This is a genomic window from Sphingobium sp. LMA1-1-1.1, from assembly GCF_040676365.1.
Taxonomy (GTDB): Bacteria; Pseudomonadota; Alphaproteobacteria; order Sphingomonadales; family Sphingomonadaceae; genus Sphingobium.
Genome location: NZ_JBEGHS010000012.1, coordinates 347260 through 369691 on the forward strand (window position 1 = coordinate 347260; position 22432 = coordinate 369691).

Here is a 22432-nt window from a genome sequence, read left to right on the forward strand (position 1 = left end):
AATTTTGGGAATATGTCTGTGTGCGCCATGGTCATGGCAGCAGCATTGAGCGCGCCGGTGGCCCTGGCGGCCGAGCCGACCAATTTCAAGATTCCCGCCCAGCCGATGAAGACGGCCTTGCCGATCTTCGCCAAGCAGTCGGGCATCCAGCTTCTTTTCCCGTACGACCAGGTCGCGGGCCTTCATGCCCAGTCGGTGAACGGCAAGATGGCGCCCGACGTGGCCCTTCAGCGCCTGATCGCGGGATCGGGCCTCAAGATCACGCTGTCCAACAGCAGCGTCATCGCGCTGTCGCTCAGCCATCAGGCCCAGAAGAGCCGTGCGGTCGAGGTCGCCAGCCTTGGCGTTACCGCGCTGCCCTTCGCCATGCAGGCCGCTGCCCTGCCGCAGGCGGCGGCCGCTGAGACCGAGGGCGATGCCGGCGAGACGATCGTCGTGACAGGATCGCGCGGCCAGGCGCGCACGATCACCGATAGCCCGACCCCCATCGACGTGATCTCCGGCGCAGATCTGAACCGCACCGGCAAGGCGGGCGTCTTCCAGGCGCTCAACACGCTCGTGCCGTCCTTCAACCTGCCGGTGCGGGCAGGCGGCGCGACGTCCACAGTCATTGCGACGGGTGGCCTGCGGGGGCTTAATCCCGATCAGGCGTTGATCCTCGTCAACGGGAAGCGGCGGCACAAGACGTCGCTCATCAACGCCGTATCGACGCTCTACAACGGGTCGGTTCCGGCGGACCTCGACATGATCCCGACCTCGGCCGTCGATCATATCGAAGTCCTACGAGATGGCGCGGCCGCGCAATATGGTTCGGACGCCATCGCGGGCGTTATCAACATCATCCTCAAGGACGAGACGAAGGGCGGATCGGCGAATTTCACTGCGGGTCAGAATTTCGATCGATCAGACGGTGAGCTATATCAGGCCGACCTCAATTTCGGGACGAAGCTGGGCGACAACGGCTTCGCGAATTTCTCGGTCAACCTCAAGAAGCAGGAAATGTCAAACCGAGCGCTGCCGATCGCGGACTGTTCGGTCATGGCGACCACCACCTGCCTTTATCCCCTGGTCAATGGACAACTCGATCCCCGCGACGCCGCGGCCGTGGGCACCGAACGGATCGTCACCATCAGCTATGGCGTCATGCCCTCGCGCAGCATCAACACTGCGCTCAATGCCGGATATGATCTGGGCGGGGTGCAGCTCTACGCCTTCGGCACGTACAGCCAGCGGCGCTCGGACCTGTGGTATAGCTATCGCTATCCCAAGGACATCAACAATGTCATGGGGATTTTCCCCAACGGCTATCGCCCTCACGTCATGATTGACGAGGAGGATTTCGAATTCACGGTCGGGGCCAAGGGCGAGATATCGGGGTGGGATTGGGATCTTTCGACCGGCTATGGCCGCAATCGCGCGCGCCAGTCCTCGGAAGGAACGGTCAATCCTTCACTGGGCCTTCTCAGCCCGACCGACTTCTATATCGGTACGCTGAAATCCTCCGAGTTCGTCACCTCGCTCGACGTTACCCGCGGCTATGACGTGGGCGGCGGCAATCTTCAGGTGTCGGCAGGCGCGCAGCATCGGCATGAGCGCTATCAGACCTTCGCCGGAGACCCCGCCAGCTACGCCGTAGGACCGGCGATCATTTCGGGCATGACGCCGGGCGCACAAAGCTCCGCCGGCTTCCAGCCGGCCGACGCCGCCTACATGTCCCGTGACAACTACGCGCTCTATGCTGACGTAGCCTGGGACCCCAGCAAGGATATCACCATCGGCGCGGCCACCCGCTTCGAACATTACAATGACGGCAGCGGCGATACGCTCATCTGGAAGGTCAATGGTCGCTATGCCGCAACCGACTGGATCGCCTTCCGCGCCGCCGCCAACACCGGCTTCCGCGCTCCTGCCGTCGCCCAGCAAATCTATACCCAGACAACCAACCAGTTCCGGACCGTCAACGGCATCCCCAACCAACTGCTGCAGATCAAGACGCTGGCGGTGGACGATCCCGCCGCCGTCGCGCTGGGCGCCAAGCCGCTCCAGCCGGAGAAGTCGTTCAACGTCTCAGCCGGTGTGGTGCTGACCCCGCTGCCCAATTTCAACCTGACCATCGACGCCTATCAGATCGATGTCGATGATCGCATCACCATCACCAGCACGCTGACCGGTACAGCGATTTCCAACATTCTGATCGCGAGCGGCGTCCCAGCGGCGGAAGCGCGGACGCTCACCGCGCAATATTACACCAACGCGATAGACACCCGCACACGCGGCATCGATGTCGTCGCGTCCTACAAGCACGACCTTCTCGACACCATGCACATGCAGTGGAACCTGGGCTTCAACTATAACAAAACCAAGATCACCCACATCATCGACAATCCGCCCGAACTGGCCGCGCTCGGCCCGGATTATGTGCTGTTCGACCGCGCCCGGCGCAGCAACATGACCAACAACCTGCCGCGCACTAAGCTGTCGATCAGCAATCTGGCCACAATGGGCGACTTCACACTTTCGACCCGCCTGACCCGCTTCGGCAGCTTCAAACTCTACCAGAATGGCGTCACCGCCAACGGCGTGACGACCTATCCCAACGATCGCAGCTACGGCGCCAAGTGGATCACCGACCTGGAAGCCGGCTGGCAGGTGACGCCGCTCGTCAACGTGGCGGTCGGCGCCAACAATATCTTCAACGTCTATCCCGACAAGAACCCAAGAAGCGATGTGAGCGCGACGCTGGGCCAGGGCCTCTATGTCGGTACGTCCCCGATCGGCTTCACCGGCGGCTTCTATTATGCCCGCGTTGGGCTGACCTTCTGATCCATGCGACGATCCGCGCCGTCCGCATCGGGGCGGCGCGGACATGACCTGACCGGAGATACCATCGCTATGCGTCCCATGACGATCTGGCTCGCGGCCCTGGCCGCCTCCACCGCAATGACCGCGTCGGTCGCCGCGCCTTCGGCCAAATGGGGCGCCGGAGAGATATTGTGGGACAGCTTCGGCGTACCGCACATCTATGCGAAGACCGAAGAAGGCGGCTTTTACGGTTTCGGCTACGCGCAGGCGCAAAGCCACGGCAATCTGCTTCTGCGCATGTATGGTGAAAGCCGCGCCCGCGCCGCCGAATATTGGGGCGAGAAATATGAAAGCCAGGACAAATGGCTGGTCGCCAATGACGTGCCGGCCCGTTCGGTCCAGTGGTTCAGGCAGCAGACGCCGCAGATGCAGAAGAATCTGGAAGCTTTCGCCGCCGGGATCAACGCCTATGCCGCCGCCCACCCCGACAGGATCGCGGCCGAGGTCAAGGTCGTTCTGCCGCTCAAGGGAGTCGATATCATCGCCCACGCGCAGCGGTTGATGAATTTCGGCTATATAGCATCCGATCGAAAGGTGCTGTCCGACCCCTCGATCAACGAAGCGGGCGGCTCCAATGCCTGGGCGGTGGCGCCGTCGCGTTCGGCCAGCGGCAAGGCGATGCTGCTCGCCAATCCGCATCTGCCCTGGGCGCCCAGCCAGCTCACTTATTATGAGGCGCAGATCACCGCGCCCGGCCTCGCTATCTATGGTGCGACACAGGTAGGATTGCCGGTGCTGCGCTTCGGCTTCAACAACGACCTGGGTTTCACGAACACTGTCAACACGATGCAGGGTTTCACCAGCTATCAGCTGACCCTGGAGGGCAACGGCTATCGCTTCGATGGCAAGGTGTTGCCGTTCAAGTCCGAGACCAAAAGCTACAAGGTGAAGCAAGCGGACGGAACGCTGAAGACCGTCAGCTTCGAACAGAAAAGCACGCTTCACGGACCCGTCTTCACGCTGCCCGACGGCAAGACGGTGATCGCGCTCAAGGTCGCGGGCCTCGACCGGTCCGGCGTGCTCGAACAATATCTCGACATGGGCAAGGCGCGCGATTGGGTGACGTTCGAAAAGGCGCTGCGCAGGATGCAGGTCGTGATGTTCAACATCATCTACGCCGATCGCGCGGGCCATATCCTTTATCTCGACAATGGCCTGCTCCCCAAACACGCGAGCGGCGACCTCAAATACTGGTCCGCCCCCGTGCCCGGCGACACGTCGGCGACGCTGTGGAAGGATGTCCACAGCTATGACGACATGCCCAAGCTGTTCGATCCCGCCACCGGCTTCGTGCAGAACGCCAATGATCCGCCGTGGCTGGCGACCTGGCCGCGCGCGCTCGATCCCAGGGCTTTCCCTGCCTATGTTGCGCCCGTCGGCCCGATGAGCCAGCGCGCGCAGATGTCGGTAAAGCTCATGACGAAAACACCCAAGATCAGCTTCGACGATTTCGTGTCACGCAAGCTGACGACGACGTCGCTGATGGCGGAGCGGATGCTGCCCGATCTGCTGGCGGCAGCCGCCGGCTCGAATGACGCCGATGTTCAGGCGGCGACGGCCCTGCTGAAGGACTGGGATCATCGCTTCGAACCCGATAGCAGGGCGGCCCTGCTGTTCGAAACCTGGGCCGGCGTCTTCGCGCCGCGAAATTTCACCGATCAGTCCAACTATGCCGTCAAATGGACGCTCGATGATCCGCTTGAAACGCCTCGCGGTCTCAAAGACCCTGCCGCAGCGGTCGCGATGTTGAAGCAGGCGGTCGCCAAGACCAAACAGCTTTATGGCGCGATCGACCGCCCCTATGGCGATGTGTCCCGCTTCCACATCGGCGATGTGAGCGTGCCGGCCAATGGCGGCTTCGGCAATACCGGCGTCTTTCGCACCATCACCTGGGGCCCCATGAAAAACGGCGAGCGTACGCCAGTCCATGGTGAAACCTGGGTATCCATGGTGGAGTTTGGTACGCCGTTGAAGGCCGTAGGCCTCATGAGCTATGGTAACAGCAGCCAGCCCGGATCGAAGCACAATAGCGATCAGCTCCAGCTGTTGGCTGACAAGAAATTCCGTAGTCTCTGGATCGATCGTGCCAACATCGAGCGGCATTTGGAAGAGAAGATGGCTTACTGAGGACTATCCAGATCACCAGAGACAAATTGATATATTCAAACGGCCGATCATCATGATCCGTCTAATAAGCCGAGTTTATCATTTAGACCGCCTAGCTGCAAACCGCTATATATGACAACCGGCGGCCAGTCTCTGTCGTTCTGCGTGCTCGTTCGGGCAGACGCTGGCTGTCTGCTGCTGGCTGATCCTGCCGTTCACCAAGTCGCGAGGCAACGGCGGGAATGTCCCGAGTCCCGCCCTTCAACAGGCGCGGGTAAGCCAACACCGATGATCAACTTGAAAGGCTGGCTTCGAGAATGCGATGCAAGGTTTCTCGGCCTAAAATTGAGTGCGAAGCTATCGCGGTCTCTCTCTGCGGCCCCCGCGATTGCCAAGACCATTCACATCTCGAAGGGAAATCAAATGTCCCGTCCCCCGCTGCCCCCGTTTACCCACGAGTCCGCTGTCGAGAAGGTTCACCTAGCTGAAGATGGCTGGAACACCCGCGACGCCGCCAAGGTCGCCCTAGCCTACACCCTCGATACGCGCTGGTGCAACCGCGTCGAGTTCGCGACCAATCGGGAACAAGCTCAGGCCTTCCTTGAGCGCAAGTGGAAGGAACACGAATATCGGCTTATCAAGGAGTTGTGGGCGTTCACCGGCAACCGTATTGCGGTTCGCTATGCCTACGAGTATCGCGATGACGCCGGACAGTGGTTCCGAGCCTACGGAAACGAAAACTGGCTCTTTGCCGAAGACGGACTGATGTAGAACCGCCACGCCAGCATCAACGAGATGCCCATCAGGGAATCGGAGCGCCTGTTCTTCTGGCCTCTCGGTCGCCGTCCGGACGACCGCGCCTCGTTGAGCGATCTTTCGCGAGCACGGGTTGGAGGGCGCGAGCTTGGCTGTGCTGTCAAAGGCGACAGGCCTTGGCAAAGGCAGCCTCTACAATTTCTTCCCCGGTGGGAAGGATGAGATGATGGAGGCGGTCCTTGAGAATATCGACGGTTGGTTCGCCGACGCGATTTTCTCGCCGCTGGAGAATGTTTCTGATCCGGCGGCGGCTGTCACGGCCATGTTCGACGATGTGACCGCATATTTCCGCTCCGGAAGAAGGGTCTGCGTCGTTGGATGCCTCGGGCTGAACTCCTCTGGCGAAATCTTCGCGGTCAAGGTGAAGGAATACTTCGCTCGTTGGATTTCGGCTCTGGCTCACTGTCTCGAAGTGGCATAGGTTCCGCCAGCGATGGCCATGGACCTCGCGGAAGGGGCGGTATCTGGAATACAGGCTGCAATCGTTCTGGCACGGGCGCTTGGTGATGATGAGAGCTTTCAACGGATCGTTCATCGCCTCCGGTCAACCTTGCTCGATGCGATCGGTCGTCACGGCTGACGCTCCCTAAGCCGCTCAGCCCCGGGCGGTTCATTCCAGCTTCCAGAATAATGTCTGCCGGACAGCCAAATCGCAGCTGCGGTTAGCCCTTTATTGCGAGCTAGTGCCGGGCTGGTCCGTCGTCCCTCTACATTGAGCATCCCCTTACCGAACCATATGATACAGACCCTCGTTCTGAACGATAAGAACATCTTTTATAAATCAAATTATTCTCTATTATGATCGATAGAAAGGTACTCTATCGGTCATGCGTTGGAACTGGCAACAACCCGATTGGCCGAACTTCGCCTATGATGCGAAGCGCCTGAGAAGCCGCGAGGACCGGTTTCTGAAGGGCGCTGGTGTCCTGGTCGGTGTCATGGCCCATCTCGATTCCGATGATCGCCAGAACCTCACCATCGAACTCATGGCGCAGGAAGCTGTCGACAGTTCCGCAATCGAGGGGGAGATCCTTGATCGCGCGAGCGTGCAGTCGTCCGTTGCGAAACATCTGGGGATCAAGGCCGACCACCGCCGCGCCAATGCCGCCGAGGCGGGCGCTGCAGAACTCATGGCGAACCTCTTCCACAGCTATCGCGAACCGATCAACGACGCCATGTTGTTCCATTGGCATGCCTTGCTCCTGAACGGCAGGCGGGACCTCGCCGACATAGGCCGATATCGAACACATACCGATCCCGTGCAGATAGTCTCGGGAGCCCTGCACGCGCCCAAGGTGCATTTCGAGGCTCCGCCATCACAAGCGGTGCCAGGCGAGATGGACGCATTCATTGCCTGGTTCAACGATACCAGGCCGGCCGACCCTTCGCCGGTGAGCGCACTGGCGCGAGCGGGTATTGCTCATCTATGGTTCGAGTCCATCCACCCCTTCGAAGATGGCAACGGGCGCCTCGGCCGCGCGATTGCGGAAAAGGCCCTGGCCCAAGGACTTGACGCACCCGCGATCACGGCGCTCGCAGAGATCATCCGGCGCCATCGCAAGGACTATTACACCCAGCTTCAACGTGCGAGTTTGTCGAACCGCATCGACGAATGGCTCGACTGGTTTTCTGACATCGCGCTTGCGGCCCAACAGCGCACGCTGGAGCGGGTTCATTTCCTCCTCACCAAGGTCAAGCTGCTTGACCGCCTTCGCGACCAGATCAACGCGCGGCAAGAGAAGGCTTTGTTCCGCATGTTCGCCGACGGACCGGATGCCTTCAGGGGCGGGTTGAGCGCGGCAAACTACCGGATCATTACCGGCGCTGCACCAGCGACGACCACTCGCGATCTCGCCGAACTGGTCGAACTGGGAGCCCTCCGCAGGAAAGGGGAACTGAAGCACACAAGGTACTATTTGAACCTGGTCAATGACCAACCGCCTTCTTGAATCACATTTTGGGCAAACTTCGACAGAGCGATCCACCGGCAGAGGACCGCCCTCTTGCAACAATTATTTCGGTTCAGACCGCTGCCGGATGTCCTCGAAACCATAACGGGCTAGCAGTTCGCCGTTGCGCCATACCGGCACTAATACCAACTTGCGCGGTGTCTGACTCATGGGGGATTCCCTAGGCGGTGAAATTCTGAATCTATCGAGCCCTGGCTTTGGAGTGCGACACCATGGGTTCAGCGATCGGCTTGCGGGAAGATTTTGATGGGGCAGCGCTGCGACGATTGTCGCGGACGACGAAGAGCGCGAGCCAGGCACGGCGGCTTCTTGCATTGGCCAAGATATACGATGGCGGCAGTCGGAGCGCAGCGGCCCGGATCGGCGGCGTCGGGCTCCAGATCGTTCGGGATTGGGTGCTCCGGTTTACGCGCGTGGTCCCGAAGGATTGCTGGATGGTACGCCGATAGAGACCTGGTTTCAGGACGAAGCCCGCGTCGGTCAGAAAAACACAATCACGCGGCGCTGGGCGGCCCTTCGGCTCCAAAGGACCCGCGGACCAAATCGGCCAACATCTTTGGCGCAATCTGCCCGAACACGGCAAGGGCACCGGGCTCGTCCTGCCTTTCTGCAACACCGAAACCATGGCGCTGCATCTTGCCGAGATATCGCTCGCCATCGCGCCGGGGGCTCATGCGGTCGTCCTGATGGATCAGGCTGGATGGCATACAACCGGCAAACTCAAGGTGCCCGCCAACATCAGCATCGTCCCGTTGCCGGCCAAGTGCCCTGAACTCAACCCGGTCGAGAACATCTGGCAGTTCATGCGCGACAACTGGCTGTCGAACCGCATCTTCACATCCTACGACAACATCGTCGATCACTGCTGCGAGGCTTGGAACAAGCTCATCGACCAGCCATGGCGCATCATGACCATCGGCCGTCGAAAATAGGCGCGAAGGTCATGATCCATGCAGGTTGGTATAACTGATCTTGCTCAGGGCCGATCATATCTAATCGAGCCGCAATGAGTTTGCCTTCCTTGCCGATTACTGCCTGACGTCCGGCCTTGCTGCCCTTGGCAGGATCGGTAGCCGGCTTCTTCGCAACATCCCGCCAGTTGCCGTCGTCATCTTTCAGCGCATTGGCCTTCATAGCAAAGCACAGGGTGTCCCGGTTGACCTGCTGTAGCAAGCCGCCGCCCATGCCGAACGCAATGTTATCGATGGCATAGCCTTCCTCGACCATGCGATCGATCAGCCGCGTGATGCTGGCGATGTTCATGCCGTCGCCCTGGATCACCCGAACATGCGGATTGAGTACCCGATAGCCTTTGGCATTGATCGTGCCGCCGAACTTCTCCCACAGCGTCTTCACAGTCCGCAGTGGGGTTTCGATGGGATCGCCGCTATCGGGCCGGACCACGAGGGTGCCTTGCCGGGTAAGCACCTTGTCGCGCAGGGTGCGGCCCCAGATTTCTGCCACCGCAACATCGAGATCATAGCTGTCCGATACGACGGCAACGAGCTTCCCGGGCCCGCCGAAGGCATCGAGCATGTTCTCATAGGCAGCCGACTCGCGTTCCGGGGCCCAGCTTGTCATCGTGCTGTGCTCGGCCGCGGGTATGGAAAATCCGGGCATCGCCGCGCCATAATATCGCCGCGCTGCAAGGATGCCCTCACCTGCAGCGCTGGTTCATGGGCGTCTATCAGGGAGCCAAGCCCGACTGGCCCAATTATCTGCTGTTTGCGCTCGATGCCCGAAGCCAGCCACATTATCAGGCCTTGCGAGGCTTGGTTCCTCCGCAAGGCACGAACGAGGAGAATAGCCTGGAATTGCCTCTTGCCCAGGATGGCCTTCATGATGGGAAGACGGGCGTGCGGGGGTGGCATCAGAATGCCCATGTCGGAATACAGCCATTGGGAGATGGCTTATACTATCTCGTACGGAACAGCGGGACGCGCGACATGCAGTCCGCTACCGCAACGTTATCGCATTGGACGGGCGATCTTTCCCGGCCATTTGGACTGGGCAAACCCGGAAAATAACGACCCTTTGTCGTCATTCAACTGCTGATTTTTCACTCCCAGCTGCGGCTGGTCCGCTTTCCCGTTCCTGGCACCCAACTCCGTCGATTGCCGCCGACCAGCCACTAGCATCCGCACCGAAGATGCGATATGATAAAATCATATTGGAATGAAGGTAGACATGGCTGCGAAGGCAATCACGGTAACGCTTGGCGAAATGTCATCGCACGCGGAGCGCCATCTTGCGTCTGGCTGATATGCTTCTATGAGCGAAGTGATGCGAGCGGGTTTGCGCGCGCTGGATCGCGAAGAGGCTGTTTTGGATGAACTGGTGCGCATCCGCGTTGCGGAAGCCCTAGCTGATCCCCGTCCCCTCATGCCGCTCGACAAGGCATTTGCGCAGGTTAGGGCCTCGATCGCCAAGGCATGACCTATGACGTGCAACTGTCGGCATTGGCGATCGAGGATTTGATTGCACTTCACCGATGGGTGAGCGTGGAAGCCGATATTCCCACGGCAGACGGCTACCTTGCCAGAATTGAAGACGCATCGCGGCGTTGGCCGATTTTCCCCATCGCGGATCCCCCCGCGATGACTTGGTGGCAGGTTTGCGGACGCTGACATTCGAGCGCCGCTTATTGATCGCATATAATGTGGACGGGAAGATCGTCACCGTCCAGCGCGTCATCAATGCATTTCGCGATCTGGCACCGATTCTTCAAAACTCTTGAATTGGCGTATGATTGCCGTTTCTGCTGTCGACCATTAATTGCTGTTCCAATCACGACCCTTACTCTCCAGAAGCGGACATAGCTATTGCGTCGACCAACGCCTGCGTGGTTCCTGACACGCAAGTGCGATGGTTTTCTCGTCTTTTTCTTCGATGTTGATTACATGCCTCGGGGAAAATGGAAGCTCTGTTCCGAACCAAAATTCATCGTTCTCAGCGATGGCACTGGGTTCATTGTCGAGTATTCCCAGATACCCGCCATCTATGCGCTCCCTGACCAGAACCCACATCCGCTCCACGGCGACATTCTCATCACCGTCATCGACGCTTATCCGAAAGATCAGCTTTGCAAGGTCTCCGGGTTTAAGGTTTTCTCGCCTTTGCCGGTCGGGTATCCAAAACGTCTCTGGCGCAGCGGCGTGGTAACCCTCACCGTCATCAAGGCACCATCCGTCGGTTTGGAAATCTGGCTCACGCATGACACGATCTTAGCTCAGAGTGGAATGTCTGCAAGGCGCTGTCACCTAGCCGCAAGCCGTCATTCCGCTCTCCACACCCCCGGGGACTAAAATAGGCAATAGTCCTATTCCAAAATTGGCCTATGCCTGGGCACCAACGGCGTGTTCGTCCGGGAAACCGGCACGCCGCTGCTCGAAGGTCGGGTCTGCCCGAGTTGGTCCCCGGCGGGATTGTGTTGGTTCTGATTTGCCATTTTAGGATCCTCTCTTGCCGAAATAGCACGTCATCGAAACCCACCGCATCGTAAGGCTGTTCCCTACGCGACTTCCCACCAACCTATAGGCTCTTGTCCGATAGGACGTGCCGGTTAAGCTTGTAGTGGGCGTCGGAACGCACCGCCCTCAGGCCCGCGCGAACCGGCCCAGCCTGAAGCGCCGCGAATACCCTTCGAACGCCGTCTCGATCATCTCCCGACTGAGGCCGAAGGGTTCCAGGGCGTAATCATAGCGGCCATAGCGATTGGAAGCATTTGCCGGATCGGCGAGCCACGTCCGCATCCGGCTGTCGAATTCGGGCGTGTAATCCATTTGCCAATGGCCATAGGCTCGCCGGATCACATCCACGGGGTCACTCGTCAGGTCCTGGAAATCGACATGGAAGATGCGAGGATCGTCGACCAGCGGATTTTTCATCGTTTCGGCCAGCGATGCCGCGATGCTTTCGACAAAGGCGGGACCGAGGGCCTGAAAATCCATCTGCCAGTTGGTGATACCGCCATAAAGCACCGCCGTGATCGCCATGATCGAAGGGTGGACCTGAACCGGGTCGCGATGCGGCCAGATGCACAGCGCGTCAGGATAGGCGTCGAACAGCGCGTCCAGGGCGAATTGGTGGTATATTCCCTTGGCTACCCAATGGCTGGTCGGCTGCTGCCACTGCAAATGCTGCAGGAACTGGCGATGAAAACTGTAGGCCGCGGCGATATTGCTGGCGTCCAGGATCATCGCCAGCGCCGGCAGCTTGTACAGCAGCGACGGATAAGCGTTCTGAAAGTCGAGGGTGAAGATTTCCTCGCATTCGATCGGGCAATGGCCGCGCTTGTCCCAATAGGGGTGAAGCGTGAGCAGGCCGGGCGCACGCATCAGCAGCTCGTCCAGTTCCCTGGCCGTGAGTTCTATCCGCTCCGGCGTTACCGGCACTTCGCCCGGCGGCGGGCTTGGCGAATGGCTATGCCACCAGAGCGGGGTACGCGCGCCGGGATCCTCGGCCAGCAACGAATGAATGAGTGTCGTGCCGGTCCGGCCGAAGCCGATGACGAAAATGGGCCGCTCTATCTTTTCCTCTGCGATGGCGGGAATGCGTTTGCGGTCCGCAGCGAGCCGCAGGCGCGTCGAAAGCAGCTTGCGCAGTTGCAATTCGACATCCGACTTCTGCTCGGGACGCAGGGGCGGCTGTTCGTTCAACCAGCCCGTGAACCGTTCCACCCTGCCGACAAGAGCGGGATCGAGCGCATCGAAATTACCGGCGATTATCTGAGACGTGCGGATGAGCGCTGCTGCATCTATGCCGCTCGACAGGTCAGCGACGGTTCCCACATTTTCCGACCGGCTGCGCATCACCCCTCCTCACTAGTTCACTTGGATTTGCATATGCTGGAGCAATAGGTGCCTGAAAGTCAATTAAACTGGATATTATCACATGGGTGAACGAGGTTCATGGGAACGTTCGTTCTTATCCTGCTCCGCGACCAGCGCTTCTGCGATATTCAGGGATTCTATCATCGCATGATATTGCTGCTCGCTGAGTGCGGTCGGCCAGAGGATATGCGGGGCGGAGCGGTCGAGCTCGACCAGCCTGGTGAGCGCCGCGTGGCCTGCCTCCGTCAATTCGATGAACAAGCCGCGCCGATCGTCAGGATTGGGCACCCGGCGGATGAAGCCCAGCGCCTCCAGCCGATCGACCCGCTTGGCAACGCCTGCAAGCGACATCAGGAAATAGTGTTTGAGCGCTGTGGGCGCGATGCGATGGGGCGGTCCCACGCGGTACAGGGCATCGAGCAGGAGCACGTCGCCGGATGTCAGCCCTTCCCGCGCGGCCGACAGCGTCATGTGCCGTTCCATGCTCCGGGCCAGGCGCAACAGGCGCGTCGTGACGGAGTAGGAGCGAACCAGCACCGGATCATAGTCTGTCGCCCAGGCAGCCAGAGCCGCCTGAAGCGGGTCGGTGGCCGCGGGCGCCGGAACCCCGTCGGCCTGCACCTGCGGATCGGGCAGGATGCGAAAGGCCGGCCCGGGCGCCAGTCGCCGGTCGGCCGACCAGAGCAATATGCCCGCCTCTATCAGCTGATCGACGCGCCGGGATGCCGATGATTTGCTGGCATAATCCCACAGCCTGGCAAGGCCCGCCATGGATGGGATGGTGCGGTGCACCGCATAATGCACTTCGAGAGCGGCGCGGCATGCCTCCACGCTGCGCTCGCCTTCTTCAGTCCTGGCGCGTCCCGTCATGGCGCCACAAAGACACAGGGTGAGGCGATCCGCAAGAGCTTGGCCCGGCCCTCAATCGCGTGGCCCCTTGCAGAGCTTAGCCGAAGATGCTGTCGCCAAAGCGTTCGCCATGCTGGATCAGGTCGCCATATTGCTTTTCTATGCACATCAACCGGCGAAAATAATGGCCGATCGCATATTCATCGGTCAGCCCATAGCCGCCATGGACCTGAATGCCATTGCGCGAGACGGTCTGCCCCGCCTCTCCGATGACAAGGCGCGCGGCGGAAAGCGCGGCCGACCGCGTCGCCTCATCCTGATCCGCATTGGCCAAGGCGTGGTAGAGCATCGAACGCGCCTGATGGGCGGCGACGAAATTATCGGCCATGATATGCTGGATCGCCTGAAAGGAACCGATGGCGACCCCGAACTGCTTGCGCTCCTGCACATAGGCGCCGCAGACCTTGTTCGCGGCTTCCATCGCGCCGACCGCCTGCGCCATCAGCGCGATCGAGGCACGGTCGATGGACTCGCGCAGCACCGCCGCGCCGCGATTGCCACCGATCAGCAGAGCCGTGGACGGGAGCGTCACGTCGGCAAGGACGATGTCGGAGGCGCGGGTGCCATCGATCAGCGCATAGGATTCAACCGAAATGCCGGGCGCATCGGCGGGCACGAGGAACAGGCCGACGCCCTCTTCCCCCTCCAGACGGGCCGAGACGATCAACTGCCCCGCGCTGGGCGCATCGAACGCCATGATCTTCGTGCCGGACACAATATATCCATCATCGGAACGGCGGGCGCTGGTACCGGTCACCTCGACGTCGAGCGGATGAGCGCCATTTTCCTGATGCGCGAGCGCGATGCGCAGCGTGCCGCCCGCAACCTCGCCCAACAGGTCCAGCGCCCGCGTTTCGTCCGCGGATTGCTTGAGCACATGGCCGGCAAGCACGATCGTGCTGATATAGGGTTCGGTCGCCAGAGCCTTGCCCAGGGCAATGTTGAGCAGCGCAATATCCTCTATCGTACCGTCCAGACCACCCGCTGCTTCCGGCACCGGCAGGGCAAGCCATCCCAGCTCCGCGAACTGCGTCCAGCGCGCCTCGTCAAAGCCCGTCGCGCTCGATCGCTGATGCCGCCAATATTCGACGTCGGCATTTTCGGACAGCAACCGTTCGGCACTGTCCAGAAGCATCGCCTGAATGTCGGACTTCGCGAAATCCATTGTTCCTGTCTTCCTGTCAGAGGCCGAAGGCGAGCTTGGCCAGAATATTCTTTTGGATCTGCTTCGACCCGCCATAGATGGTCGCCGCCCGGTTGATCAGCGCCACCGTCGTTCGACCGGGGGCATAATCGGCCCACATATCCGTGGGCGCGGGGGGAGGCACAGGGGCCACATCGAAGAAGCGCAGCGCCTTCGCGCCCAGGGCGTCGACTTGCAACATGGTGATTTCCTGTTGCAGTTCAGAACCCCGGATTTTCAACACGGAGGCGGCGGCAGCCTCCGGCGCGTCGAATTCCTCATGCGCCAGCACGCGCAGAACCGACCATTCCAGCGCAAGCAGATCCGCCTCCACCCTGGCGAAACGGGCGCGGAAAGCAGGGTCGTCGGCGACGCGGCGGCCTCCTGTCATTTCGCCGAGCGCAATGTCCTTCGCGCGTGCCAGTTCCCGCTTGCTCCAGTAGATGAAGCTCGACGTGGTGCGCTCATGCTCCAGCAGGAACTTGGCGTAGGTCCAACCCATGCCCGGTTCCCCGATCAACTGGTCGGCGGGAACCTCGACATTGTCCAGGAACACTTCGCACAGATGCGCTTCGCCATTGATCTGCGGGATCTGGCGCACGGTGACGCCGGGCGTATCCATCTTGATGATGAGGAAGCTGATGCCGCGCTGCGGCTTCACATTCTTGTCGGTGCGGACCAGGAAAAAGCCCCAGTCCGCATGGGCGGCGCCGCTGGTCCAGATCTTCTGCCCGTTGACGATATATTTGTCGCCGACCAGTTCGGCGCTGGTGCGCAGCGAAGCGAGATCGGAACCCGACCCCGGTTCGGAAAAGCCCTGCGCCCACATGGTCGCGCCTTCGCGGATCATGGGCAGGAACCTGTCCTTCAGATAATCGGAACCATAGGTATAGAGCACCGGCCCCAGCATATGCGTGCCGCCCCAGTCGAATTCAGGGGCATCGGCCTTGTACAGTTCCTCATTGAAGATGAAGAGCTGCATCGGTGTCCAACCGCAACCGCCAAACTCCACCGGCCAGTGCGGCACGGATCGGCCATGAGCGTTGAGGATGCGCATCCATTCCAGCAGATCGGGCACGGCGGCGTTATTGGCGACCTTGCGACGCTGACGTTCCTTCATCTCGGCGGGCAATACGCTGTCGATAAAGGCGCGCACTTCCGTCCGGAAGGTCTGAAGATCGGGATCGAGGCGCAATTCCATCGGATCGGCTCCGGCTATCTGTATGGTGATTGGAATGTCCATGGCCTGCACCGCCAAGGGGTGCAAGCAGCATGGGCCGCGGCATCATCCATGCGATGGTGCGACAGCGTGATTTGACAGCAGGACGACCGTCATGATGAAGATCATACATGCAAAATGCAGAAATAACAGATGCGCATGGCGATTGCGACAGCCTGATATGGATTTCAGGCGCCACCGAGGGCATAGGATTGGGCCTGGCGCGCAATGTCCCCTATCTTAACGCGCGCGTGGTCAACTTGTCGCGACGACCCCATCCCGACCATGAGAGCGTCTTCCTGGACCTCGCTGATCCGGCAAGCTGGGATGATGTCGGCTCTCATTTTGCCGACAACCTCACCCGGTTCCGGGGCTCCCGCGCGATCTTCATCCAGAATGCGCATATGAAAGGGATGACCGGCTTTGTCGGAGAGGTCGCGCCGGATGACTATGCCCGCGACATTGTCGCCAATGTCGCAGCGCCCTTGCGGCTCGCGGAAATGTTCGTGCGCGCGGTCGGGGAGAGCGGCTTTGCCGGAGAGGCGGGGCTGGTCCTCATGTCCTCTTCTTCCGCCCGTTCACCTACCATAGGACAGAGCGTCTATTGCGCGGGCAAGGCCGCCCAGGAAATGTGGGTTCGCGTTACCCGCAGGGAACTGGCGCTGCGCGGAAAGGACAATATCTGGGTGACGGCAGTGCGACCGGGATTTGTCGACACGGCTCTTACCCGCCATGTCGCCGCCATGGCCGACAGCGACTATCCCATTGCGTCGCAGATGCGCAGGCAGATGGAACAGGGCATCGGCGTCATGGACATAGACACAGCCGCGCGCCAGATCTGGGATGCACTGCCCACCGACCAGTCGCTCCTGCTGTTTGGGGAGCAGGTGCGTCAACAAAGCTGAACAGCGCCGTCCGGGCGAAGTGAAAGGGCGATCCTCGTCAGGTTTCGGCAAGGATCATGTCGGAACCCTTTTCCGCGATCATCATCGTCGCCGCATTGGTGTTGCCCGACACGACAGCGGGCATCACAGAGGCATCGACGACCCGCAGGCCTTCCACGCCGTTGACTTTCAGCTTTCCGGAAACGACCGCGTCCGGCCCCACGCCCATGGCGCAGGTCGACGCCTGATGATAGCCGGTCGACCCGCTGGAGCGGGCAAAGCCCAGTAATTCCTCGTCGCTCTGCAATGCCGCACCCGGCGTCAGTTCATGATCGAAATAGGGGGCAAGGGCGGGACTTTCCATGACGCGGCGTGCCCAGCGCAGACAACCGACCTGCGCCCGGCAGTCTGCTTCGGCCGAAAGAAAATTCGGCCTGATCGCCGGCGCGTCATGAAAGTCGCCGCTCCTGATATGGATCGAGCCCTTTGACTGCGGCCGCATCACATATCCGCCCACCGTGATGCCGGGCAGCTTTTCCATCGTCATCGCGCCCTTGAGCGCCAGCGCCTCGAAATCGACCGTCGCGGGGCTGGCGAAGAATTGCAGATCGGGCAGGTCGAACGACGGATCGGACTTGAGGAATGCGGTCAGATTCGAGCCGCCCAGCGCCAGCAGACCCGTCCGGTTCATGGCAAAACGCAGCATCTGCCCCACCAGCGGCAAACCGCGCGACATGGCGTTGAAGCTCGCAGCACCCGGTTTGAGGCGGGCGCGAACCATCGCCGCATAATGATCCTGGAGATTTTCACCGACATTCGGACTGTCGACCAGCGTCGTAATGCCCAGCTCCCGCAGCCGCTCGCCCTGCCCTATGCCTGACAGCTCCAGCAATTGGGGGGAATTGATCGCACCGCCCGACAGGATGACCTCTCGGCGGGCGCGCACCTGCCGGATGCGGCCGCCCTTCCAATATTCGACGCCCACGGCTTTCCTGCCTTCGAACAGGACGCGCGTGGCATGTGCGTGAATGATGACCTGGAGATTGGGCCGCTTCATCGCCGGATGCAGATAGGCAACGGCCGCCGATACGCGCATGCCCTTATAGGCGTTGAGCCGGATACGGGCCACGCCTTCCCGGGTGGTGCCGTTCAGATCGTTGGAGATCGGGGCACCGGCTTCCTCGAAGGCCCTGGTCATCACATCCAGCATGGGATGTCGGATCGGCACGTCGCTTATCTTGAGGGGGCCGACCGGCCGGTCGCTGCCGGCATCCGCGCCCTGCTGATCTTCGATCTTGCGGAAATAGGTTTCGGCGTCTTCCCATCCCCAACCGGTCAGTCCCCTTTGCCGCCAGCCGTCATAATCCTCCGGCAGGCCACGGACCCAGATGATGCCGTTGATGGAGGAGGAGCCGCCCAGAACCTTGCCACGCGGGAACACATGCCGCCTGCCGTCCGATCCCGGATCGGGTTCGGTCATATAGTTCCAATTGACGCGAGGATCCTTCAGCATCCTGGTGAAGCCTGCAGGCACGTGAATGTTCATCGTGCTCATCGCCTGCGCGGGATTGAGAAGATTTTGCAGCGGCCTGTCGTCGCCGCCCGCTTCCAACAGCGCAACCTTGTGACGGCCGTTCGCGCTCAGCCTATTGGCGAGCACGCAACCGGCCGATCCGGCGCCGACGATGACATAATCGGCTTCCGCCTCCACGACGCTGTGCGCCTCGACCATGATGGCTTTCTCCTTTCCCAAGCTGCTGTGCATAGCGGGGAAGCGCAAAGGGTGTACAAGCCTTGTGCGGACCTTGACGACGAACATCGCTCTTATGATGGCTGGACTTGCGCCATCGAAATAGGGCCGCTGGCAACGCTATGATCGCATCGGAACAAGGTCTGGCCAAGGATGAGGACAAAATGACGGGGCTTTTCTCGCTTGCAGGCCGCACGGCGATGGTCACGGGCGCCTCGCGCGGCCTGGGCCGGGCGATCGCGCTGGGGCTTGCGGAAGCCGGGGCATCGCTCGTCCTTGCCGCGCGCGACGCCGCAAAACTGGAAGAAACGGCCGAGAACATCCGTGCGGCAGGCGGTCAGGCGCGAACGATCGCCTTCGACCTGGCGGATCTGGAAGCTGTGCAGAACGCGACCGAGAGGCTGAACGCCGAAGGGGCCGATATCGACATCCTGGTCAATAATGGGGCTATCGGCGGATGGGGGCCGCTCCACCAGTCCACCCTGGCGCATTGGGAAAACATGTTCGATGTGAACGTATCGTCCATGTATCTGTTGTGCCGCGACCTGTCTAAGGGGATGGTGGCGCGCAAATGGGGGCGGATCATCAATTTCGCCTCTTATGTGTCCGACACGGGGCGGCCCAACCTGTCCGCCTATGTCGCCAGCAAGCATGCGGTTCTGGGCCTGACGCGATCGATCGCGGCGGATCTGGCGCCCCATGGCGTGACCTGCAACGCCATAGCGCCCGGCTTCTTCGACACGGACATGGCCGCGCCCACGGTCGGAAACCCGGCGCGGGCGAAAATCTTCCGCAGCGCCATAGCACTGGACCGTTTCGGCGATCCGAAGGAGATGGTCGGCCCGGTCCAGTTCCTGGCGTCCGATGCGTCGGGCTATATCACCGGCCACATGTTGCCGGTGGACGGCGGCGTCGCCAACATCCTGTCGCTGCCCGTCGTTGTCGAGACCTGACCAGCGTCCCGCCCATATTTGCCGTATCCTGAAGGAACTTCGCATGACCGATACGCTCGTCAATCTCGCAAGCCCGGAAAAGCTGTTCATTGGCGGCGGCTGGACCAATTCTTCCGGGTCTGACGGAATAGAGATCATCTCCCCCGCCACCGAGGAGAAGGTGGGCCGCGTCGCCAAGGCAACGACTGCGGACATGGATCGCGCCGTCGCGGTCGCGCGCGATGCCTTCGACAATGGCCCGTGGCCGCGTATGACCGGCCCGGAACGTGCCGTCTATCTGCGTCGCATCGCCGGTGAGATGGCCAAGCGGAGCGACGATTTCGCGCGCGCCTGGTCGATGCAGGTGGGTATGCCTTACTCGCAGTCGTCGATGACCGCGCCCTTCATGGGCGGCTATTACACCTATGCCGCCGATCTTGCCGAAAAGGGGTTTGAAGAGGTGCGGCCCGCACTGGCCGGCGGCCATGCCATTGTCGTGCACGAGCCGGTGGGCGTGGTCGCCGCCGTGGTGCCGTGGAACGCCCCGCTCGCCACCCTTTCGCTCAAGGTGGCCTTCGCGCTGGCCGCCGGCTGCACAATCATAGCCAAGCCATCGCCCGAAACGCCGCTGGAAGCACTGATCCTGGCCGAATGCATCGCAGCGGCAGGCGTGCCGGAGGGCGTCTTTTCCGTACTGACGGCCGATCGTGACGTCTCCGATCATCTGATCCGGCATGAAGGAGTGGACAAGGTCAGTTTCACGGGTTCGACCGCCGCAGGCCTTAATATCGCCTCGATCGTCAGCGCGCGGTCGGGACGCATCACGACCGAGCTGGGCGGCAAGTCCGCCGCCATCGTCCTGGACGACGCTGACATCGGCAAGGTCGTGGAAGGCATCATGCCGAACCTCGTCGGGCTGTGCGGCCAGCAATGCGCCGCGTTCAGCCGCATATTGGTACCCCTGTCGCTGAAGCGCGCAGTGGAGGAGGCCATGGCCGCCGCAATGCAATATGTGCAGGTGGGCGATCCCTTCGTCGAAACCACGCAGATGGGCCCGCTCGTCACCCAGCGCCAGCATGGCCGCGTCTTCGACTATATCCGGCAAGGCAAGGCGCAGGGCGCCCGCATCATCACCGGCGGCAATCGCCCGACGCATCTCGACAGGGGCTGGTTTGTGGAACCGACCCTGTTCACCGACGCCAGCAACGACATGACCATCGCCCGCGAGGAGATTTTCGGACCCGTCGGCACGATCATCGCCTATGGCAGCGAGGAAGAGGCCATCGCCATCGCCAACGACAATATCTACGGTCTGTCGGGCGGCGTCTTCACACAGGATGTCGAGCGTGCCTATCGAGTCGCCCGGCGCATTCGAACCGGTAATTTCGGCCATAATGGCCGCGTCATCGATTACACGATCCCCTATGGCGGCTTCAAACAGTCCGGCGTGGGCCGCGAAGGCGGAGTGGAGGGACTGCACGGCTTCACAGAGGTCAAGGCTGTCTTCATGCAGGAACTGCCTGCCCATCTGAAGGCCTGATCAGCCTTGCCGGCCCCGGCGCGAACGGAGAGCCCCGCCTACAGCAGCGACTGGCCCGACAATTATGGTCCTGCCAACGCCTGGTGGACGGTGTTCATCCTGACGATCTTCCAGATCGTGTCGATGATCGACCGACAGGTCATATCGGTGCTGATCCCGGAAATGCGGGCGGACCTTGGCCTCAACGATTTCCAGATCAGCCTGGTTCAAGGCCTTTCCTTCGCTCTGTTCTACGGACTTATGGGACTGGTGATCGGCGGGTTGGTCGATCGCTATTCTCGGCGCGCAATCATGTTCGCGGGCATAGTGGTCTGGTCCCTGGCCGCAGCCGGCACCGGGCTGGCGCGCAGCTACAGCGAGTTGTTCGCTGGTCGCCTGCTGGTGGGCGCGGGTGAGGCGGCGGTATCGCCGGCGGGGCAGTCGCTCCTGTCGTCCATCTTCCCCCGGCACCGGCTGACCACCCCGATCGCCTGTCTTTCCGTGTCCGGCGTCATCGGCATATCGCTGTCATACGCGCTTGGCGGCAATCTGCTCGCCCTGTTTTCGGCGCAGCCGCTGGGCGGCCCGCTCTCTGGCCTTGCGCCATGGCGGCAGGTGCTGGTGGTGACGGGCCTGCCGGGCGTGCTGATCGCCTTCCTGGCCTTCGCCTTTCGGGAACCGAAGCGCCGCAGCCTGACCCCGCCGGACCGGCGGGCGGCGAACTGGGGCGCGTTCTTCCGCCATATCGGCGCGCATCCGCGGCTAATGCTGGGCTTGATCCTGGGATCGGCGGTGATGGCAGTTGCCATACAAGGGACCATGGTGTGGACCCCGACCTACGCCCGCCGGGTGCTCGGCGCGAGCGCGGCGGACGTCGGAACAATGATGTCGGTCGCGGTCGCGTTGGGCGGTATCATCGGTGGCCTGTCGCTCGGCCTGTTCATCGACCATCGTTTCGCGCGCGGTACCCGCGACATGGCGCTGCGACTGCTGTGCGGCTTCTGCATCGCCATTCCCCCTTGCCTGGCGGCTGCCTTTGCGCTCGGCAATTTCACGCTGCTGTTCGGCGCGATCACGCTGATGATGATGACCATGGGTTCAAGCTATGGCCCGACCATGGCCGCCGTGCAGATGATCGCCCCAGTGGAGATGCGCGGTCGGTTCGCCGCGCTGATGGTGTTGGCTTCCAATCTGTGCGGCTATGCGCTGGGGCCGATGCTGATCGGCTTTCTTACGGATTATGTCTATGGCGACCCCATGAAGCTCGGCTGGTCGATCATCACCTGCCTCCTGATCGCAGGGCCGCTCGCGGCATGGATGGTGTGGTCGGCGCGCGGCGACTTCCTGCGCCGTCTGGATCAATGAGGACAGCCATCACAACCGCGCTTATGTCGCGGCCGTTCTTCCTTCAAAGGCACGTTCGGCCCATGCTGCCATGCGGCATCGGCAA

General features: G+C 61.3%; 17 protein-coding genes and 2 pseudogenes. 12 read left to right on the forward strand and 7 right to left on the reverse strand.

What is annotated here, in order from left to right; genetic code table 11:
* The first annotated feature begins 33 nt into the window (after positions 1-33).
* The 6 genes and pseudogenes from MRBLMA1_RS09055 to MRBLMA1_RS09080 all read left to right on the forward strand — a co-directional run bounded on the left by MRBLMA1_RS09055 (position 34) and on the right by MRBLMA1_RS09080 (position 8686).
* Positions 34-2823: a TonB-dependent receptor gene (locus tag MRBLMA1_RS09055; RefSeq protein WP_363736243.1), complete on the forward strand. Its 2790-nt coding sequence runs from the start codon at positions 34-36 to the stop codon at positions 2821-2823.
* Between the two features lie 78 nt (positions 2824-2901).
* Positions 2902-4989, forward strand: a complete 2088-nt coding sequence (locus MRBLMA1_RS09060; protein WP_363736245.1) for an acylase — start codon at positions 2902-2904, stop codon at positions 4987-4989.
* 402 nt (positions 4990-5391) lie between these two features.
* Positions 5392-5844 (forward strand): annotated as a pseudogene (locus MRBLMA1_RS09065) (DUF1348 family protein); the annotation flags it as partial.
* A gap of 103 nt (positions 5845-5947) precedes the next feature.
* The gene (locus tag MRBLMA1_RS09070; protein ID WP_363736909.1) at positions 5948-6205 is read left to right on the forward strand and encodes a hypothetical protein; all 258 of its coding nucleotides are present in this window, start codon (positions 5948-5950) and stop codon (positions 6203-6205) included.
* Between the two features lie 406 nt (positions 6206-6611).
* Positions 6612-7733 carry a Fic family protein gene (locus MRBLMA1_RS09075; RefSeq protein ID WP_363736247.1) on the forward strand — a complete coding sequence of 374 codons (1122 nt, stop codon included), beginning with the start codon at positions 6612-6614 and terminating at the stop codon, positions 7731-7733.
* Between the two features lie 233 nt (positions 7734-7966).
* A pseudogene (locus MRBLMA1_RS09080) lies at positions 7967-8686 on the forward strand (IS630 family transposase).
* Here MRBLMA1_RS09080 and MRBLMA1_RS09085 read toward each other — a convergent pair.
* On the reverse strand, positions 8661-9374 hold the full coding sequence (locus MRBLMA1_RS09085; RefSeq protein WP_363736249.1) for a hypothetical protein: 714 nt from the start codon (positions 9372-9374) through the stop codon (positions 8661-8663). The pseudogene MRBLMA1_RS09080 and the gene MRBLMA1_RS09085 sit on opposite strands and share 26 nt — an antisense overlap.
* Positions 9375-10025: 651 nt before the next feature.
* On the opposite strand from MRBLMA1_RS09085, the gene MRBLMA1_RS09090 reads away from it, so the two are divergent.
* The gene (locus MRBLMA1_RS09090; RefSeq protein WP_363736251.1) at positions 10026-10190 is read left to right on the forward strand and encodes a hypothetical protein; all 165 of its coding nucleotides are present in this window, start codon (positions 10026-10028) and stop codon (positions 10188-10190) included.
* The gene (locus tag MRBLMA1_RS09095) at positions 10187-10381 is read left to right on the forward strand and encodes a hypothetical protein (RefSeq protein WP_363736253.1); all 195 of its coding nucleotides are present in this window, start codon (positions 10187-10189) and stop codon (positions 10379-10381) included. Before MRBLMA1_RS09090 ends, MRBLMA1_RS09095 begins: the two co-directional genes overlap by 4 nt.
* A gap of 192 nt (positions 10382-10573) precedes the next feature.
* Here MRBLMA1_RS09095 and MRBLMA1_RS09100 read toward each other — a convergent pair whose 3' ends face one another.
* The 5 genes from MRBLMA1_RS09100 to MRBLMA1_RS09120 all read right to left on the reverse strand — a co-directional run bounded on the left by MRBLMA1_RS09100 (position 10574) and on the right by MRBLMA1_RS09120 (position 15879).
* Positions 10574-10969: a hypothetical protein gene (locus tag MRBLMA1_RS09100; protein WP_363736255.1), complete on the reverse strand. Its 396-nt coding sequence runs from the start codon at positions 10967-10969 to the stop codon at positions 10574-10576.
* A 381-nt stretch (positions 10970-11350) separates the two neighbouring features.
* Positions 11351-12565 carry a sulfotransferase gene (locus MRBLMA1_RS09105; protein WP_363736257.1) on the reverse strand — a complete coding sequence of 405 codons (1215 nt, stop codon included), beginning with the start codon at positions 12563-12565 and terminating at the stop codon, positions 11351-11353.
* Positions 12566-12643: 78 nt separating this feature from the next.
* Positions 12644-13456: a MarR family winged helix-turn-helix transcriptional regulator gene (locus MRBLMA1_RS09110; RefSeq protein WP_363736259.1), complete on the reverse strand. Its 813-nt coding sequence runs from the start codon at positions 13454-13456 to the stop codon at positions 12644-12646.
* A 76-nt stretch (positions 13457-13532) separates the two neighbouring features.
* Positions 13533-14660, reverse strand: coding sequence for an acyl-CoA dehydrogenase family protein (locus MRBLMA1_RS09115; protein WP_363736261.1), 1128 nt, complete (start codon positions 14658-14660; stop codon positions 13533-13535).
* Positions 14661-14676: 16 nt separating this feature from the next.
* Entirely contained in the window at positions 14677-15879 is a 1203-nt protein-coding gene (locus tag MRBLMA1_RS09120; RefSeq protein WP_363736263.1) for an acyl-CoA dehydrogenase family protein, read from the reverse strand.
* A gap of 149 nt (positions 15880-16028) precedes the next feature.
* On the opposite strand from MRBLMA1_RS09120, the gene MRBLMA1_RS09125 reads away from it, so the two are divergent.
* Positions 16029-16802, forward strand: coding sequence for an SDR family NAD(P)-dependent oxidoreductase (locus MRBLMA1_RS09125; RefSeq protein WP_363736265.1), 774 nt, complete (start codon positions 16029-16031; stop codon positions 16800-16802).
* A 37-nt stretch (positions 16803-16839) separates the two neighbouring features.
* Here the strand turns inward: MRBLMA1_RS09125 and MRBLMA1_RS09130 are convergent, their stop codons facing one another.
* A complete protein-coding gene (locus MRBLMA1_RS09130; RefSeq protein WP_363736267.1) occupies positions 16840-18513 on the reverse strand; it encodes a GMC family oxidoreductase in 1674 nt (557 codons plus the stop codon).
* A gap of 182 nt (positions 18514-18695) precedes the next feature.
* On the opposite strand from MRBLMA1_RS09130, the gene MRBLMA1_RS09135 reads away from it, so the two are divergent.
* Genes MRBLMA1_RS09135 through MRBLMA1_RS09145 form a run of 3 tightly spaced genes read left to right on the forward strand, consistent with a single transcriptional unit; the run spans position 18696 to position 22347 of the window.
* On the forward strand, positions 18696-19484 hold the full coding sequence (locus MRBLMA1_RS09135) for an SDR family NAD(P)-dependent oxidoreductase (protein ID WP_363736270.1): 789 nt from the start codon (positions 18696-18698) through the stop codon (positions 19482-19484).
* A 43-nt stretch (positions 19485-19527) separates the two neighbouring features.
* Positions 19528-21003: an aldehyde dehydrogenase gene (locus tag MRBLMA1_RS09140; protein ID WP_363736271.1), complete on the forward strand. Its 1476-nt coding sequence runs from the start codon at positions 19528-19530 to the stop codon at positions 21001-21003.
* 6 nt (positions 21004-21009) lie between these two features.
* Complete coding sequence (locus MRBLMA1_RS09145; protein ID WP_363736273.1) at positions 21010-22347, forward strand: MFS transporter; 1338 nt, start codon at positions 21010-21012, stop codon at positions 22345-22347.
* Positions 22348-22432: the final 85 nt, after the last annotated feature.